Annotated in this window: 12 protein-coding genes; 4 read left to right on the top strand and 8 right to left on the bottom strand. The window is 68.9% G+C overall.

Annotated features, from left to right (window positions below):
- Positions 1 to 79 precede the first annotated feature (79 nt).
- Entirely contained in the window at positions 80 to 1336 is a 1257-nt protein-coding gene (locus LPC10_RS07905) for a PHB depolymerase family esterase (protein ID WP_231346203.1), read from the top strand.
- A gap of 4 nt (positions 1337 to 1340) precedes the next feature.
- On the opposite strand, the gene LPC10_RS07900 is transcribed toward LPC10_RS07905, so the two are convergent.
- Complete coding sequence (locus LPC10_RS07900; protein WP_231346202.1) at positions 1341 to 1532, bottom strand: hypothetical protein; 192 nt, start codon at positions 1530 to 1532, stop codon at positions 1341 to 1343.
- A complete protein-coding gene (locus LPC10_RS07895; RefSeq protein ID WP_231346201.1) occupies positions 1514 to 2347 on the bottom strand; it encodes a 4'-phosphopantetheinyl transferase superfamily protein in 834 nt (277 codons plus the stop codon). The genes LPC10_RS07900 and LPC10_RS07895 overlap by 19 nt, the downstream gene beginning before the upstream one ends.
- A gap of 55 nt (positions 2348 to 2402) precedes the next feature.
- On the opposite strand from LPC10_RS07895, the gene ampC reads away from it, so the two are divergent.
- Positions 2403 to 3566 (top strand): class C beta-lactamase, encoded by a 1164-nt coding sequence (gene ampC, locus LPC10_RS07890; RefSeq protein WP_231346200.1) that lies wholly within the window; start codon positions 2403 to 2405, stop codon positions 3564 to 3566.
- Between the two features lie 6 nt (positions 3567 to 3572).
- On the opposite strand, the gene LPC10_RS07885 is transcribed toward ampC, so the two are convergent.
- Together LPC10_RS07885 and secA are read right to left on the bottom strand one after the other, a co-directional pair.
- The gene (locus tag LPC10_RS07885) at positions 3573 to 3983 is read right to left on the bottom strand and encodes a GNAT family N-acetyltransferase (protein ID WP_231346199.1); all 411 of its coding nucleotides are present in this window, start codon (positions 3981 to 3983) and stop codon (positions 3573 to 3575) included.
- A 7-nt stretch (positions 3984 to 3990) separates the two neighbouring features.
- Complete coding sequence (gene secA / locus LPC10_RS07880; RefSeq protein ID WP_231346198.1) at positions 3991 to 6897, bottom strand: preprotein translocase subunit SecA; 2907 nt, start codon at positions 6895 to 6897, stop codon at positions 3991 to 3993.
- 285 nt (positions 6898 to 7182) lie between these two features.
- Here secA and LPC10_RS07875 point away from each other — a divergent pair, with 285 nt between their 5' ends.
- Together LPC10_RS07875 and LPC10_RS07870 are read left to right on the top strand one after the other, a co-directional pair.
- Complete coding sequence (locus LPC10_RS07875) at positions 7183 to 8079, top strand: peptidylprolyl isomerase (protein WP_231346197.1); 897 nt, start codon at positions 7183 to 7185, stop codon at positions 8077 to 8079.
- Between the two features lie 129 nt (positions 8080 to 8208).
- The gene (locus tag LPC10_RS07870) at positions 8209 to 8412 is read left to right on the top strand and encodes a hypothetical protein (RefSeq protein ID WP_231346196.1); all 204 of its coding nucleotides are present in this window, start codon (positions 8209 to 8211) and stop codon (positions 8410 to 8412) included.
- Positions 8413 to 8647: 235 nt separating this feature from the next.
- On the opposite strand, the gene LPC10_RS07865 is transcribed toward LPC10_RS07870, so the two are convergent.
- The 4 genes from LPC10_RS07865 to LPC10_RS07850 all read right to left on the bottom strand — a co-directional run bounded on the left by LPC10_RS07865 (position 8648) and on the right by LPC10_RS07850 (position 14601).
- Positions 8648 to 10666, bottom strand: coding sequence for a glycosyltransferase (locus LPC10_RS07865; protein WP_231346195.1), 2019 nt, complete (start codon positions 10664 to 10666; stop codon positions 8648 to 8650).
- Entirely contained in the window at positions 10648 to 11883 is a 1236-nt protein-coding gene (locus LPC10_RS07860; RefSeq protein ID WP_231346194.1) for an HlyD family secretion protein, read from the bottom strand. Before LPC10_RS07860 ends, LPC10_RS07865 begins: the two co-directional genes overlap by 19 nt.
- A gap of 500 nt (positions 11884 to 12383) precedes the next feature.
- Positions 12384 to 13088: a uracil-DNA glycosylase gene (locus LPC10_RS07855; RefSeq protein WP_231346193.1), complete on the bottom strand. Its 705-nt coding sequence runs from the start codon at positions 13086 to 13088 to the stop codon at positions 12384 to 12386.
- Between the two features lie 10 nt (positions 13089 to 13098).
- Positions 13099 to 14601: a bifunctional UDP-sugar hydrolase/5'-nucleotidase gene (locus tag LPC10_RS07850; RefSeq protein ID WP_231346192.1), complete on the bottom strand. Its 1503-nt coding sequence runs from the start codon at positions 14599 to 14601 to the stop codon at positions 13099 to 13101.

Genomic DNA, 14601 nt, shown 5'->3' with positions numbered 1-14601 from the left:
ATGAATCCGGATACCTCTCTCCCCTCGTGACCCGCTGCGCTCGCGCGCGCCCGTCGCCGACCCGGAAAGCGAGACCCGCATGACCGAACGTCACAACGCCTTCTTCACCGATATGGCCGAGGCCACCCGCCTGACCCAGGCCGGACGGCTCGGCGAGGCGACGGCCCTGATCCAGCGCAGTCTCGGCGCCGCAGGCATGCCGTCCGAGAGGCCGCAACCAGCCGATCCGTCGGCGGCTTCCCACACTCTCCCGCGGCTCGAAGGCCCGGCGGGTCGGCTCGAGGCGGAGGCGGAGGCGCCGCACGCGACGCCGATCCCGGAGCGGCTCCGCGGAAGCATCGACCAGATGATGCAGAGCCTGCGCACGCTGGCCCCCAACCTGCGGGATCTGGTGGGCGGCGGTCTGCACGCACCCGGAGCCAACGGCATCGAATCCGAGGGTCTCGAGCCGGAGGGCGGCCAGTTCGTCGCGCGTAGCTTCTCCAACGCGGCCGGCGCACGGGACTACAAGCTGTTCATCCCAAGCCCGCGGAGCGGACGACGCCCGCTCGTCGTGATGCTGCACGGCTGCACCCAGTCGCCGGACGATTTCGCGGCGGGCACACGCATGAACGCGCTTGCCGAGGAGGAGGGGATCTACGTCGTCTATCCCCGCCAATCGAGCCGGGCCAACGCGCAAAGGTGCTGGAACTGGTTCGAGCCCGGCGACCAGGGCCGGGAGTCCGGCGAGGCCGGCATCATCGCCGGGCTCGTCCGTGCGGTCTGCGCCGAGCACCCGATCGACCGCTCGCGCATCTACATCGCCGGGCTCTCGGCGGGCGGGGCGGCGGCGGCCAACATTGCCCGGGCCTATCCCGATCTGTTCGCCGGGCTCGGCGTGCATTCGGGGCTCGCGGCGGGCTGTGCCCGCGACCTGCCCTCGGCGCTCTCCGCGATGCGGGTCGGTGCGCCCGGCGCGGCCGAACCCGGCGGGGCCGCCGGCTTCGGCGCGGGCTCGGTGACGCAGGCCCTGCGGGTGCCGACCATCGTCTTCCACGGCGAAGGCGACGGCACCGTCCATCCCCGCAACGCCGAGGCCGTCCTGGCGCAGGCCGGCGTCGAGGCGCTGACGCCGCAGCGGGAGAGCGGCACCGGGGGCGGCCACAGCTACACCCGCACCCGCTACGCCGACGAGGCGGGCCGGGTGCAGGTCGAGGCGTGGTCGGTGCAGGGCGCCGGCCATGCTTGGTCGGGCGGCAGCCCGGCTGGCAGCTACACCGACGCGAACGGACCGGATGCCTCGCGGGCGATGCTCGACTTCTTCCTGAGCCACCGCCTGCCGGGCGCGCAGGGGTAACCCTTCACCGCGCGGCCAGCGCCGCCGCGAGCCCATCGGGAAACAGGGCGACGTCGGCTGGCAGGGCGGCCGGGGCGAGCCAGCACGCGGTGCAGGCCGTGCCGTCGCCCGCGTTGAAACGGATCATGTCGCGGTCGTAGAGGGCCGCGTCGTGCAGGCGGATGCGGATGGGGCCTGCTACGCGCCCGGCTCCCACGCCGCCGCTTCGCTCAGGGCCTGTTGGAACGCCTTCCATTCCCTCGCATCGAGGGCCAGCGTCACCGCCGGCGGGCGCGGCAGCACCAGGGCGGCGGCGAGATCGCCGGCCGCGAGGCTCAGGCCCTGATATTGCGCGAAGTTCGCGAAGGTGACGCCGAGCCCCGTTGCCTTCGCCTCGACGCTGCCGATGGCGAGAAGGTCGAGCGGCACGGTGAGGCCGCAGCGCAGGGCCTTGGACAAGGCTTCCTTCAGGCACCAGAGCCGCGTCAGCCGCTCGGCCTCCGGCCCCACGAGATGGGCGGCGAGGAGGCGCCGCTCGGTCGCATGGGTCTGGCCGGTCAGGAGCGCGACGTTGGCCGGCCGGATTCGCTCCAAGTCGATTCCCATCGGGCAGGCCTCGGGAAAGGCAACCGCCACCGCGACCGGGCCGGCATGGGACAGGCTGATGCCGAGATTTTTGTCCGAACCCGCGCCGGACAGGACCGGCTGCTCCAGCACGCCGGGCCGGATCGCCAGCGCCCGAGGATCGAGATCGGGCCGGAGCGCGGCGAGCGCGCATTTGGCGGCGTAGCGCCCGATCAGCAGGCCGTGGCGGCGCCGGGCGTGGAGACGGTCGGTGAGAAGCGCCGCCTCGTCCGCGTGGAGAAAGCCGGCGCGATGGGCGTCCAGCCAGTCGAGCGGCCCGCAGGCGAGGGCGAGCGCGGCCTGCATCGGGCCGGTCCGGGGCGCGTCGAGGCCCAGGCGCAGGCTCCGCACCAGCGGGCGGGCGGCCTCCGGTCCTGCCGCGCTTTCGGCACTTTCCTCGCCCGTCATGGCCGCCCGTCCGCCTCGCTCGCCTCAGCCAAGAAGGAAACACGCCATTTCCGCAATGCGAAAGGTGGGGTTCTTCGCCCTTGTCCTGAGCGGCCTGCTGCGCAGCTCAGGTCCCGCGGCGGCCGAAGACCCGCCGGCACGGATCGCCGCCGCTGTGGAACGCAGCTACCGCCCGCTCCTGAAGGCATACGACGTGCCCGGCCTCGCCGTCGCCGTGACGCGGAGCGGGCACTCCGCGGTCTTCACCTTCGGCCTCGCCGACCGGGAGCGGCAGCGCCCGGTGACGCGGGACACGCTGTTCGAGATCGGCTCGGTCAGCAAGACGTTCACCGCGACGCTCGCCGCTTACGCGCAGGCGCTCGGCCGGCTCTCGCTCGCCGACGCGCCGAGCCGGTTCCTGCCGCCGCTGCGGGGCAGCGCCCTCGACCGTGTCAGTCTGCTCGATCTCGGCACCTACACCGCGGGCGGCCTGCCGCTACAATTCCCCGACGGCGTCACCGACGCGGCGGCGATGTTCGCCTATTTCCGCGAGTGGCAGCCCTCCGCGCCACCCGGAACGCAGCGGCTCTACTCCAACCCGAGCCTCGGCCTGTTCGGAGCCGCCACCGCGGTGGCCATGGGTGGCGAATTCGCCGACCTGATGGAGAGGCGGCTGTTTCCGGGGCTCGGCCTCGCGCACAGCTTCATCCGCGTGCCGGCCTCGGAGATGGAACGCTACGCCTGGGGCTACGGTCGGGATGACAGGCCGATCCGGGTCGGCCGGGGCGTGCTCGATGCCGAGGCCTACGGCGTCAAATCCAGCGCCGCCGACATGATCCGCTTCATCGAGGCCCATCTCGATCCGGGCCGCCTCGACCCGCCGCTGCGGCGGGCGGTCGAAGGCACCGGTGTCGGATATTCCCGGACCGGGGAGATGGTGCAGGCGCTCGGCTGGGAACTCTTGCCCTATCCGCTCACGCTCGAGCGCCTTCAGGCCGCCAATGCCGATACCATGCGGTTCGAGGCGCAGCCCGCCGCGCGGCTCGATCCGCCGGAAGCGCCGAAGGGCGCCACGCTGTTCAACAAGACCGGCTCCACCAACGGCTTCGGCGCCTATGTCGCCTTCGTGCCCGCAAAGCGCATCGGTCTCGTCATGCTGGCCAACCGCGCCTTTCCGATCCCGGCGCGCATCGCGGCGGCGCATGCCGTGCTGGAGGCGCTGGCGGACGAGGCGCCTTGAGCCCGCTCAGCGTTCCTTGTCATAGCGGAAGGCGTGCGGCACGCGCGGCATGCCGATGGCCTCGTAATAGTCCTCGACGCCGGGTGCGGCGGTGAGCAGCAGGGAGGCCTCGGGCCCGGCCGCCGCCCGCGTCTCGGCGATGAGCCGGCGGCCGATGCCGAGGCCCTGGCAGTCGCGGGCGACCGCGAGGTCGGAGAGGTAGGCGCAGAAGGCGAAGTCGGTCAGCGTGCGCGCCACGCCGACAAGGCGCCCGTCGCGTCGGGCGGTGACGATCAGGTCGGAGCCCCTGAGCATCCGGTCGAGCCGCTCAAGATATTCGGCCGGCCGCCGCGGCGCGAGGCCGGATTCGACGAGGACACCCTGAAAGGTCTCCGCGTCGAGATCCGGCTCCAGCCCGTAGACGATGGGGCCGCTCACGGAAGGCTCACGCCTCGGTGGCGAAGCGGCCGTGGCAGTGCTTGTACTTCTTGCCCGAGCCGCAGGGGCAGGGCTCGTTGCGGCCGACCCGGCCCCAGGTGGAGGGGTCGTCGGACTTGCGCTCCAGCACCGCCGTATCCGACGAGAGGTCGCGCGCGGCAAAGCCGTAGGCGCCCCCCGCTCCGCCGTCGCTGCCGCCATAGGCGAACTCGTTCTCCCCGGTGGTCGGATCGCGATGCTCGGCGAACATCGGCGGCAGCTGCGGCTCGCCGAAACCCGCCCCCTCGAATCCGGCGCCGGGGAAATCCTCGGGCTGCTGCTGCATGATCTCGACATGGGCGAGCTGCGCGGTCACCTGCTCGCGCAGGGCCGCCACGAGGCCGTTGAACAGCTCGAACGCCTCCGACTTGTACTCGTTGAGCGGGTCGCGCTGGGCAAAACCGCGCCAGCCGACCACCTGCCGCAGGTGGTCGAGGGAGACGAGGTGCTCGCGCCAGAGGTGGTCGAACACCTGCAGCACCACCTGCTTCTCGACATAGGCCATCACCTCGGCGCCGTTGCGCTCGACGCGGGCGGCATAGGACTCGTCGGAGGCCTTGCGCAGGCGCTCGCGGATCTCCTCGTCGGCGATGCCCTCTTCCTTGACCCACTCCTCCACGGGCAGATCGAGGTTGAGCACATCGAGGGCGCGCTGCTTCAGCCCTTCCGCGTCCCACTGCTCGGCATAGGCGTTCTCGGGGATGTGCACGGCCACGAGGTCGTCGATTACGCCGTGGCGCATCTCGTCGATGGTGTCGCGCACACTGTCCTGGCCCATCAGGTCGCGGCGCTGCTCGAACACGACCTTGCGCTGGTCGTTCATGACGTTGTCGTACTTGAGCACGTTCTTGCGCATGTCGAAGTTGCGCGCTTCGACCTTCTGCTGCGCCTTCTCGATCGCCTTGTTGATCCAGGGGTGGATGATCGCCTCGCCCTGCTCCAGGCCGAGCCGCTGCAGCATTCCGTCCATGCGGTCGGACCCGAAGATGCGCATCAGGTCGTCCTTGAGGGACAGGTAGAACTTCGAGCGGCCCGGATCGCCCTGGCGGCCGGAACGGCCGCGCAACTGGTTGTCGATGCGCCGCGACTCGTGGCGCTCGGTGCCGATGATGTAGAGCCCGCCCGGCAGATCCTTCTTACGGCCCGCCTCCGGGTCGGCCTTCTCGCCCGAGGCCAGCACCTTGGCGCGGTTCTCGGCGATCTCGGCCTTGAGTGCCTCGATGGCGGCGTCGCGCTCCGGCCCCTCGGCGAGCCCGCCGAGCTCCTTCTCAATGCGCATTTCGAGGTTGCCGCCGAGTTTGATGTCGGTGCCGCGGCCGGCCATGTTGGTGGCGATGGTGATCGCGCCGGGCACGCCGGCTTCCGCCACGATGTAGGCTTCCTGCTCGTGGAAGCGGGCGTTGAGCACGGCGAAGCGCTTCGTCACCCGGTTCTCGCGGGCGGCGGCGTAGACGTCGGTCAGCGCGTTCGGGTCGGAATAGTCGAGCAGCGTGTAGCCGGCCTTCTTGAGCAGCTCGCCGATCAGCTCCGACTTCTCGATCGAGCCGGTGCCGACCAGCACCGGCTGCAGGCGGCGATGCGCCTTGTCGATCTCCTTGATGATCGCCTCGTACTTCTCCTCGACGGTGCGGTAGACCTCGTCGTCCTCGTCGACGCGCTCGATCTCCTTGTTGGTCGGGATGTCGACCACGTCGAGCTTGTAGATCTCGGCGAACTCGTCCGCTTCCGTGGACGCCGTGCCGGTCATGCCGGCGAGCTTCTTGTAGAGGCGGAAGTAGTTCTGGAAGGTGATCGAGGCGAGCGTCTGGTTCTCGGGCTGGATCGTCACCCGCTCCTTGGCCTCCAGCGCCTGATGGAGCCCTTCCGAGTAGCGCCGGCCCTGCATCATGCGGCCGGTGAACTCGTCGATGATGACGACCTCGTCGTTCTTGACGATGTAGTCCTTGTCCAGCGTGAACAGGGTGTGGGCGCGAAGCGCCTGGTTCACGTGGTGGACGAGGGTGACGTTGTGGGCGTCGTAGAGATCGCCCTCCTTGAGGATGCCGGCCTCGCGCAGGGCCTCCTCGATGAACTCGTTGCCGGCCTCCGTCAGCGAGACTTGGCGCTGCTTCTCGTCGAGGTCGTAATGCTCGGGCAGCAATTGCGGCATGATTGAATCGACCGCGACGTAGAGTTCCGAGCGGTCATCGACGGGGCCGGAGATGATGAGCGGCGTGCGCGCTTCGTCGATGAGGATCGAATCGACCTCGTCGACGATGGCGAAGTGGTGCCCCCGCTGCGTCATCTGCGAGAGCTCGTACTTCATGTTGTCGCGAAGGTAGTCGAAGCCGAACTCGTTGTTGGTGCCGTAGGTGATGTCGCAGGCATAGGCGTCCTTGCGCTGCCCGTCGTCGAGCCCGTGCACGATGGTGCCGACGGTGAGCCCCAGGAAGCGGTAGACCCGGCCCATCCACTCCGCGTCGCGGGAGGCGAGGTAGTCGTTGACGGTGACGACGTGGACGCCCTTGCCCTCGAGCGCGTTGAGGTAGACCGGCAGGGTCGCGACCAGCGTCTTGCCCTCGCCGGTCTTCATCTCCGAGATGCCGCTCTCGTGCAGCACCATGCCGCCGATCATCTGCACGTCGAAATGGCGCTGGCCGAGCACGCGCTTGGCCGCCTCGCGCACGGTGGCGAAGGCGGGCACCAGCAGGTCGTCGAGGCGAGTGCCGGCGGCGAGCTGATCGCGGAAGGCTTGCGTGCGGGCGCGCAGCTGCTCGTCGGTGAGCGCGCTGATTTCGGGCTCCAGCGCGTTGATGGCCGCGACGCGCGGGCGAAAACCCTTGACGCGGCGGTCGTTGGACGAGCCGAAAATCTTCTTGGCGAGGGCACCGAGCATCGTGAACCTGCGGTCGTGAGGTCGTCGCGGGCGGCATATGAGGGGCCGCCGGCCTGCATTGAGCGGGCTTATAGAGGTAAATATCCGCAGGCGCATCCGGTAGTGCCGGGGCATGGTCACGAGCGCGCGCGGTGATCAAGGCCACGCTTGCCTTTGCCTCGAAGAGATTCCACCTGTGTCCGCGCTTCGCGGCACCTGCCGCATCCCGACGAGCCCCGCGGGACGAAGCCGGACGGCGTTAAAGACCGGCTCGGCGGGGACGACGCCCAAGGAACGACGCTTCCGATGCCGATTCCGTTCTCCCTCCGGCGCGCGAGCGCCCTCGCGCTGATCCTCGCCGCGCCGTGCCTGTCCGGCGTTGCCCTCGCCCAGACGCCGGCCCCGAAAGCGGCGACGCCGGCGCCTGCGGCGGCCTCGCCCGATACGGTGGTGGCGCGGGTCAACGGGCAGCCGATCACCGGTGCCGACCTCGCGCTCGCGGGCGAGGATCCGGCCCTATCGCTGCCCGGCGTCGACGAGAGCGCCAAGCAGAACCTGCTGGTCGATTACATGATCGATCTCAAGGTCGGCGCGCAGGCGGCCGAGGCCGCCAAGGTCGGCGACAGCCCTGAGTTCAAGCGCAAGCTGGCCTATTTCCGCGACAAGCTTCTGCTCGACGACTACCTCGAGCGCGAGGCCAAGAAGGCGGTGACGCCCGAGGCCGCCAAGGCGCTCTACGACCAGACTGTGAAGTCGATGAAGCCCGAGGAGGAGGTGCGGGCCCGCCACATCCTCGTCGAGAGCGAGGATGAGGCCAAGAAGATCGCCGCCCGCATCAAGGGCGGCGAGGATTTCGCCAAGATCGCGGGCGAAGTGTCGAAAGATCCCGGCTCCAAGACCGAAGGAGGCGATCTCGGCTGGTTCACCCAGGAGCGGATGGTGAAGCCGTTCGCGGACGCTGCCTTCAAGATGACGCCGGGCCAGGTCTCGGACCCGGTCAAGACGCAGTTCGGCTGGCACGTGCTGCGCGTCGAGGAGAAGCGGACGAAGCCGGTGCCGACCTTCGACGAGATGAAGGAGCAGATCGACCAGTACCTCACCCGCAAGGCTCAGCAGGACACCATCGTCAAGCTGCGCGAGGCGGCCAAGGTCGAGCGCACAGGCAGCAGCGCCCCGGCCGCAGGCGAGACCAAGAAGCCGTAAGGAGAGGAGGGCGAGCCGGCGCGCCGCCATGCGCCGGTCGCATATCGGCGTTTCGGTATCTGGTATACCAAGTTCCAGGGTGCGGTGCGATATAGGATTTATCGCATCGCACCAAAGGACGTGCCCGCCATGATCGCCCTCATCGTTCTCGCCGCCGCCATCGCCAACGTGACCCTGGTCGTGATGCTGGCCGAGCGCTTCGGCTCCGAGGGTGGCGCGCATGTCTCCGCCGGGGAGATGACCAGCATCCAGGCGACCCACCGCGCTCCGGCTACCGCCGTTCGGCTGGCCAACGAGAACACCGTCATCGGCGCGACCAAGATCGCCGCCTGACCTCTTTTTCCTTCGGACGATCAGAACCGCCCCCGCGCCACTCGGCCGGGGGCGGCTTCGTTTTTGGGCGCCGTGCGATCGGGCGCGTCACTTCGAACCGAGATCGACCGACACGATCGGACGGGAGCTGTTGCGGGCGGGAAGCCGTGATCGGATCGCCGCTTTCAGTTGACACTCGGCCTCGCGCTGATCCCGGCCGTCAGGGGGCTTCGGTGTCGCCTAAGCGAAGGTCGGCTCAGGCCGGACCATAGGTTCCGCCTCGCCCGAAAAGGCGGTGCCACAGGCCGTGGGCAATGGCTGACTTGTCGATGTCGTCGATGTCCTGCGAGTACTGGCCCGTGTAGAGCCTGACGATCATCGCGTCGCGGCGTTCGCCCGCGAGAGCGTAGGAGAAGCGGAGGCAGGCCGGTTTGCGACGCCGGCCGGGCGTCACGTCCTCGACCGTGGCGTCAAGGTGGGGGAAGCGCTCCATCTCGATCCGGATCCGGTCACCGGGGCGCAGGCCGGGATCTGTCGGGAACGACGCGACACCCCGGTCGAGCGACAGGCTGACGATCCGCGCATCCAGGGTCCGGTCCGCGGCGACGATTCGGGCCGGCTCGTCGGTCGCGAAACTGTCGAGGAGCGGGCGCGACTTCTCGAAACAGATCAGGGCCGCCACCAGCAGAACGAGGATGTTGAGGGCCGCCCAGTAGGCCGAGACGAGCGAGAACTCGCCCTCGCCGATGCGCGACCATTCCGGCACGATGTTGATGACGAGGCCGAGCGCCGTGACGGCGATCCAGAAGGCGATCGAGAAGAAGGTGTAGGCGTCGAAGGCGTTCTCCTCGTTGCCGCTGCCCTTCGGCGTCACGCGAAACGGCACGCCGAAGGGCTTGATCACGCTGGAGATCACCACGGGGAGCATGCGGAAGGTCGCGAAGGTGCCCACCGCACTCGACACCAGCGGCAGGTAGCGCGTCGGCGTCAGCCATCCCATCAGCAGGAAGTAGGCCGTGAGCACGGGCAGCTGATAGAAGACGATGTCCTGCGAGCCGGTGAAGTAGAGTGGTGCCGCGCCGGTCCAGAGGTAGACGGCCGGGACCACGAGAATCACGAACCGCGTCGTGTATTGCATCAGCCACGACAGCGGCAGGAACATCGCCCGCTGGAACAGGTTCAGGCCCGGCCCGCGCAGGGGGCCGTTATGCAGGTAGATCGTCTGGATGCCGCCGCGGCACCAGCGGCCCCGCTGAACGAAGTATCCCTTCAGGTTCTCCGCCGCGAGGCCCATTGACAGGCGCTCGTTGAGGTAGCGGGTCTTGTAGCCCTTGTTGAGCATGGCCAGCGTCGTGAGCAGATCCTCGGTGATCGAGTCGTGGGGAAACCCGCCGATCACGTCGAGCGCGGCGCGCCGGGCGATCGAGCAGGAGCCGCAGCAGAAGCTCACGTCCCAGGCATCGCGACTCGCGGCCATCTCGTCGAAGAACAGCCGCTGCTCGTCGGGCCAGACCTTCTCGAGCGAGAGGTTCGACTGGACCGGATCCTTGTTGAAGAAGTGCTGCGGAGTCTGAACGATGCCGATCGTCGGATCGGTGAAGAAGGGCAGCGTGCGGCGCAGGAAATTGCGGTAGGGCACGAAATCCGCATCGAAAATCGCGATGAAATCGCCCGAGGAGACCTTGAGGCCGTTGTTCATGTTGCCGGCCTTGGCGTGGGAATTGTCCGGCCGGGTGACGTGGATCGCGCCCTTTTCCTCGCAATACTTTTTCAGCCAATCGCGCCGCTTGTCATCGAGGACGTAGACCTTGAGCTTGTCTCGCGGGTAATCGAGTGCGAGCGCCCCGACGATGGTCCGCTCCAGCACGTCGAGCGGCTCGTTGTAGGTCGGGATGAAGACATCGACCGTCGGCAATTCCGATTCCGGGCGCGCGAAGAAGGCCTGCTCCAGCCGGCTCGCCTCGGCGCTCCGATCGACCGAGCGGCTCATCACCACGAGGAAGAGCAGGATGTCGGCGAAGGCGCCGAGTTCCACGCAGAAGACGGCCCAAGTCCAGATGAAGGCAAAGCTGCCGTCGACGGGATGCGGCAGCACGGTGTGGAAGAAGCGCCAGAGGAGATAACGCACCGCCACCGCGAGAACGAAGGCGCAGGCGATGCTCCGTGCCCAGGTCTTCTCCCGGGGCCAGTTCGTCACGAAGACGTAGAAGAACGCTCCGACGAGGCAGGTCGGGGCGAGAGGAGCGAGGTCCAGCTCTAGGAGATACTGAACCACAGGCTCTTCACCCAATTGACGAACGGCAGCGTAGCCGCGGACCGTGCGAACCGGACTTGGACGGTGCGTCCGACATGGCAGAAGTTTTCGTAGTCGGTCTGCATCGCGTTCTGATCGAGGATGAGCCGGACGCGGGCATTCTTGCCCTTGCTCTTCGGGGGAACGGCTGCGAGGGTCACCTCCTCCACCGCCGCACTCGCCCCGCGCACGGAGTTCACGCGTCCGGCGATCACGTCCGAGGTTCCGAGAAGGCGCACTTCCGCAGGATCGCCCGGCTTGATCTGGTCGTAATCGACCTCGTCGAGCAGGATATCGACGAACAGGTCCCGGCAGTCGAGCAGGCGGGTCAGCTCATTGCCGACAACCACATTCGAGCCGCCGACGACGTTGTTGCGCCAGATCACGCCGCGAAACGGGAGCCGGATGGAGGCACTCGACAGCCTGTCGTTGCGGGCGCGCTCGATCAGAAGCTGCTTTTCCAGAAGCTGCACCCGCGCGCGTTCGAGCTTGGCCTGGGCCTCCACGTTGGCGAGCTGGATCGTGACCTCGTCTCCCCGCTGTTGCGAGTACGGAACATCGTTGCGGCCCTCGCCCACGAAGGTGCCGCGCTTCAGGGCGTCGAGCTGCTGATGGAGTCGGTCGAGTTCGGCTCGGGCGATCGTGCCCTCGTTGCCGGAGGCGACGGCCGCGGCCCGCGCCGCCTCGACCGAGCTGTTGGCGACCACGCCGGTCGCGCCGAGCGTCTGCTTGCGGCTGAGGTCGGCCTCGGCGGAGACGCGGTTGGCTTGAGCCGTGCTGATCCGCTGCTGGCGGATGATGATCTCCTGCTGGATGCTCTGCAGGCTCGCCTTCTGGTAGTCGCCGAGGCGCGCGGCGAGCTCCTTCTTGAGAACGGTGAGTTGACCGATCTGTCCGTCCAGCGCCTTCAGGCGCTCGCGCGCCGCGCCGAGATCGGCATCGAGCTGCGCCTCCGCCGTGCGGGCGATGCGATCGTTCGTGATCTGGAAGAGCTCCGCGTCCTCGGGAAGCGCTGTTCCGACCTTCGGCGGCGTATCGGACACGACCCCCTCGATCGGCGCCGACAGCACGGCGAAGCGCGCATTCACGGTGCCATCGAGGCTAGTATAACCTGTGAGGCCCGGCAGCATCACGACGATTGCGGTGGCTAGAAGCGCCAATCCGACAAGAATGCGAACAGCACGTGTGTTCCAAAACATGCCCCATCATCCTGAGACGGCGTCTCGGCGCCTTGTCGGTTCAGGCAGTTAGCTCAAGCGACCGCAGTGAGTTGCTTGGTTATTAACCTCGAAAACGCTCGTGATGCCGGACAGGATCCTTGAAATCGCACGATGGTTGTATTTTTCTCAACGATGCTGCTGCACTTTTACGCGTGAGGAAGCTGGGTCCGGGCGAGCCTGCCGAAGGGCGCCGTCCTTTCCTCGACGGCCCCTCTCGGATCCACGCAGGGACGGACGGATCTGCCGGCGTGCTCCGGTCCCGTCGGAGTCGCACCCCCCGCCTCGCTGGCCGCCGAAAGGCCTTGTTCGAGGGAGCTCTGCCGCACCGAGCTGCGGACGAACGCCTGCCGTGAAGGGGAGGAACCCTTCCGGCCTGTTCGGTCCGCCCGGAGGGCCGGATCGGATTGCCGGCAAGCAGGGCCTCTGACGACCCAAGCAGGCTCGGAAGCGGCCGCTTGAATCGTCGCGGCGAGATGGGTTCAGCCCTGACGCAGCCGCCAGTCGATCGGCGCGCGGCCCTGCGCTTCGAGCCACGCATTCGCCCGGTCGAACGGGCGCGATCCCGGAAAATCCCGCGCGCGGTTGAGCGGCGAGGGGTGACCCGAGGCGACGATGCCGTGGCGGCCCGTGTCGATCAGCGCCTCGCGGGCGCGGGCCTGGGCACCCCAGAGCAGGAACACCGTCGGCTCCGCGCGGCCGGAGACGGCGGCCACCGCCTCGTCGGTGAGCTGCGCCCAGCCGAGCCGCAGATGCGCACCGGCCTTGCCGGCCTCCGTCGTGAGCGCCGAATTCAGGAGCAGCACGCCGCGCTCCGCCCAGGGCGTGAGGTCGCCGCTGGAGAGGTCGGGCGTCTCCCCCTCGGGGGCCAGTTCGGCCAGGATCACCTTGAGCGAAGCCGGCAGGCGACGCGGGCCGACATAGGAGAAGGCCAGCCCGTTGGCGTCGCCCGGCGTCGGGTAGGGGTCCTGGCCGAGGATCACCGCCTTCACGGCGGGCAGGGGCGTCAGCGTCAGCGCCCGGAAGATCGCCGCGGGTTCCGGCAGCACCGTCGCCCCGGCGGCGACGCGGGCATTGACCTTTTGCGCGACCCGATCCGCCGCGCCCTCTCGGAAGAACGGCAGGTCGAGCCAGGGGGAGCCGCTGGCGCGGAACGCTTCGAGCGCGGCTTCGACGGGTCCGGTCACGCGAAATCCCCTATGGCAGAACCCGAATCCGTCCCCCGGTCTCGGCCGGGAGCGGTGCGTGGACGCGGATATAGGCCATCACCGTGTTCGCCAGCAGCGTCCCATCGGTGCCGCCGATCAGGACGCGGCCCTTGGCTAGCATCCCGTAATCGTTGCCGCCGCCCAGCATGAAATCGTTGGCCGCCACGCGGTAGGTGCGGGCCTCGTCGAGGGGCGCCCCGCCCACCCTCGCCGAGACGACGCGCCGGCCGGGCGGAGCCTTCGGGTCCAGGATCACGTCGACGCCTGAGACCTGCAGGAACCGGCCGGAGGTGCGTCCGAGATCGCGATACCCGTTCTCCAGGGCGTCCCGCAGGGTCGCCCCGTCGATCGCCACGAGCACGGTGGTGTTGCCGAAGGGCAGTTCGCTGAGGATGTCGCGCCGGGTGAGGCTCGCGCCGGCCGGGTAGAGCCGGTCGCCGCGGATGCCGCCTCCGTTCATCAGGCCGATCTCGGCGCCCGTGCCCGCCCGCACCGCGTCGGCGACGAGATCGCCGAAGCTCGCCTCCCGCGCCCGCACCGTGGCGATGCGGCTGTCGAGCGGCCCCTCCGTCGTGCCGAGCACGACGTCGAGCTCCCGCGACAGCTCGCCCGCGAGCCGCCGCACCACGGCCTCCGTTTCCGGATCGGGGGTCACCTCGGCGGTGTCGTGGATGCGGAAGGCGGCGCGCCAGCGCACCGTGCCGTCGGCTCGCGGGGTGACGAAGACGTCGATGGCCGTGACGGAGTGGGCGTCGTGGCTCGATTCGACCAGCACCGCCTGCCCGTCGTCGCGGACGCAGAGGTCGTGGTCGTGGCCCGAGAGCAGGATGTCGACGAGGCGCGCCCGCATGATCGCGTCGTCGGTCACCCGCGCCGTGTGGGCGATGCCGACGATCATCTGCGCGCCAGCCTTGCGCAAGGTGTCCGCCTCGCGGGCCAGGGTCTCGATCTCGGGGCCGAAACGCAGATTTCCCGATTGCGATTTTTCCGGCGTCGATTGCAGGGCGATGCCGACAAGGCCGACGCGGATGCCGCCGAGTTCGATCAGCCGCGCATCCTCAAGACCGGGCAGTCGTTCGCCGGCCGGCCCGCGCAGGTTGGCGGCGAGGAACGGGAAGCGGGCCTCGTTGCGGCGCTCGGCGAAGACGGCCGGTCCGAAATCGAACTCGTGATTGCCCGGCACGAACACGTCGGGCGGCGCCAGGTTCAGGAGTTCGACGATATGCGCGCCCCGGTCGAAGCCCGACATCAGCGAGGGCGAGAAGCTGTCGCCGGCATGGGCGTAGAGCAGCGGCACGCCGCGGGCGCGCTCGGCCTTCACCACCGCGTTGAGACGGGCGAAACCGCCGCGCCCCTCCACCGCCTCCATCGCGTAGATGTCGTTGACGAGGAGCAGGGTGAAGGTCGGCGCGCCCGCGAGCGCCGCCCCGGTGCCGGCCGCCAAGACACTGGCGCCGAGCCCGGCGACGGTCTGCCGACGGGTCGGGCGCAT

It is taken from the genome of Methylorubrum sp. B1-46, from assembly GCF_021117295.1.
GTDB lineage: Bacteria > Pseudomonadota > Alphaproteobacteria > Rhizobiales > Beijerinckiaceae > Methylobacterium.
The sequence above is the reverse complement of the archived record's forward strand: the minus strand, read 5'-3'. Positions and strand labels throughout refer to the sequence as shown.

What these genes read in the sequence shown, in the direction of transcription:
- LPC10_RS07905 (WP_231346203.1), top strand. Translation starts at nt 80, where the DNA reads ATGACCGAACGTCACAACGCCTTCTTCACCGATATGGCCGAGGCCACC.
- LPC10_RS07895 (WP_231346201.1), bottom strand. Translation starts at nt 2,347, where the DNA reads ATGACGGGCGAGGAAAGTGCCGAAAGCGCGGCAGGACCGGAGGCCGCC.
- ampC (WP_231346200.1), top strand. Translation starts at nt 2,403, where the DNA reads ATGCGAAAGGTGGGGTTCTTCGCCCTTGTCCTGAGCGGCCTGCTGCGC.
- secA (WP_231346198.1), bottom strand. Translation starts at nt 6,897, where the DNA reads ATGCTCGGTGCCCTCGCCAAGAAGATTTTCGGCTCGTCCAACGACCGC.
- LPC10_RS07875 (WP_231346197.1), top strand. Translation starts at nt 7,183, where the DNA reads ATGCCGATTCCGTTCTCCCTCCGGCGCGCGAGCGCCCTCGCGCTGATC.
- LPC10_RS07870 (WP_231346196.1), top strand. Translation starts at nt 8,209, where the DNA reads ATGATCGCCCTCATCGTTCTCGCCGCCGCCATCGCCAACGTGACCCTG.
- LPC10_RS07860 (WP_231346194.1), bottom strand. Translation starts at nt 11,883, where the DNA reads ATGTTTTGGAACACACGTGCTGTTCGCATTCTTGTCGGATTGGCGCTT.
- LPC10_RS07850 (WP_231346192.1), bottom strand. Translation starts at nt 14,601, where the DNA reads ATGCGCCCGACCCGTCGGCAGACCGTCGCCGGGCTCGGCGCCAGTGTC.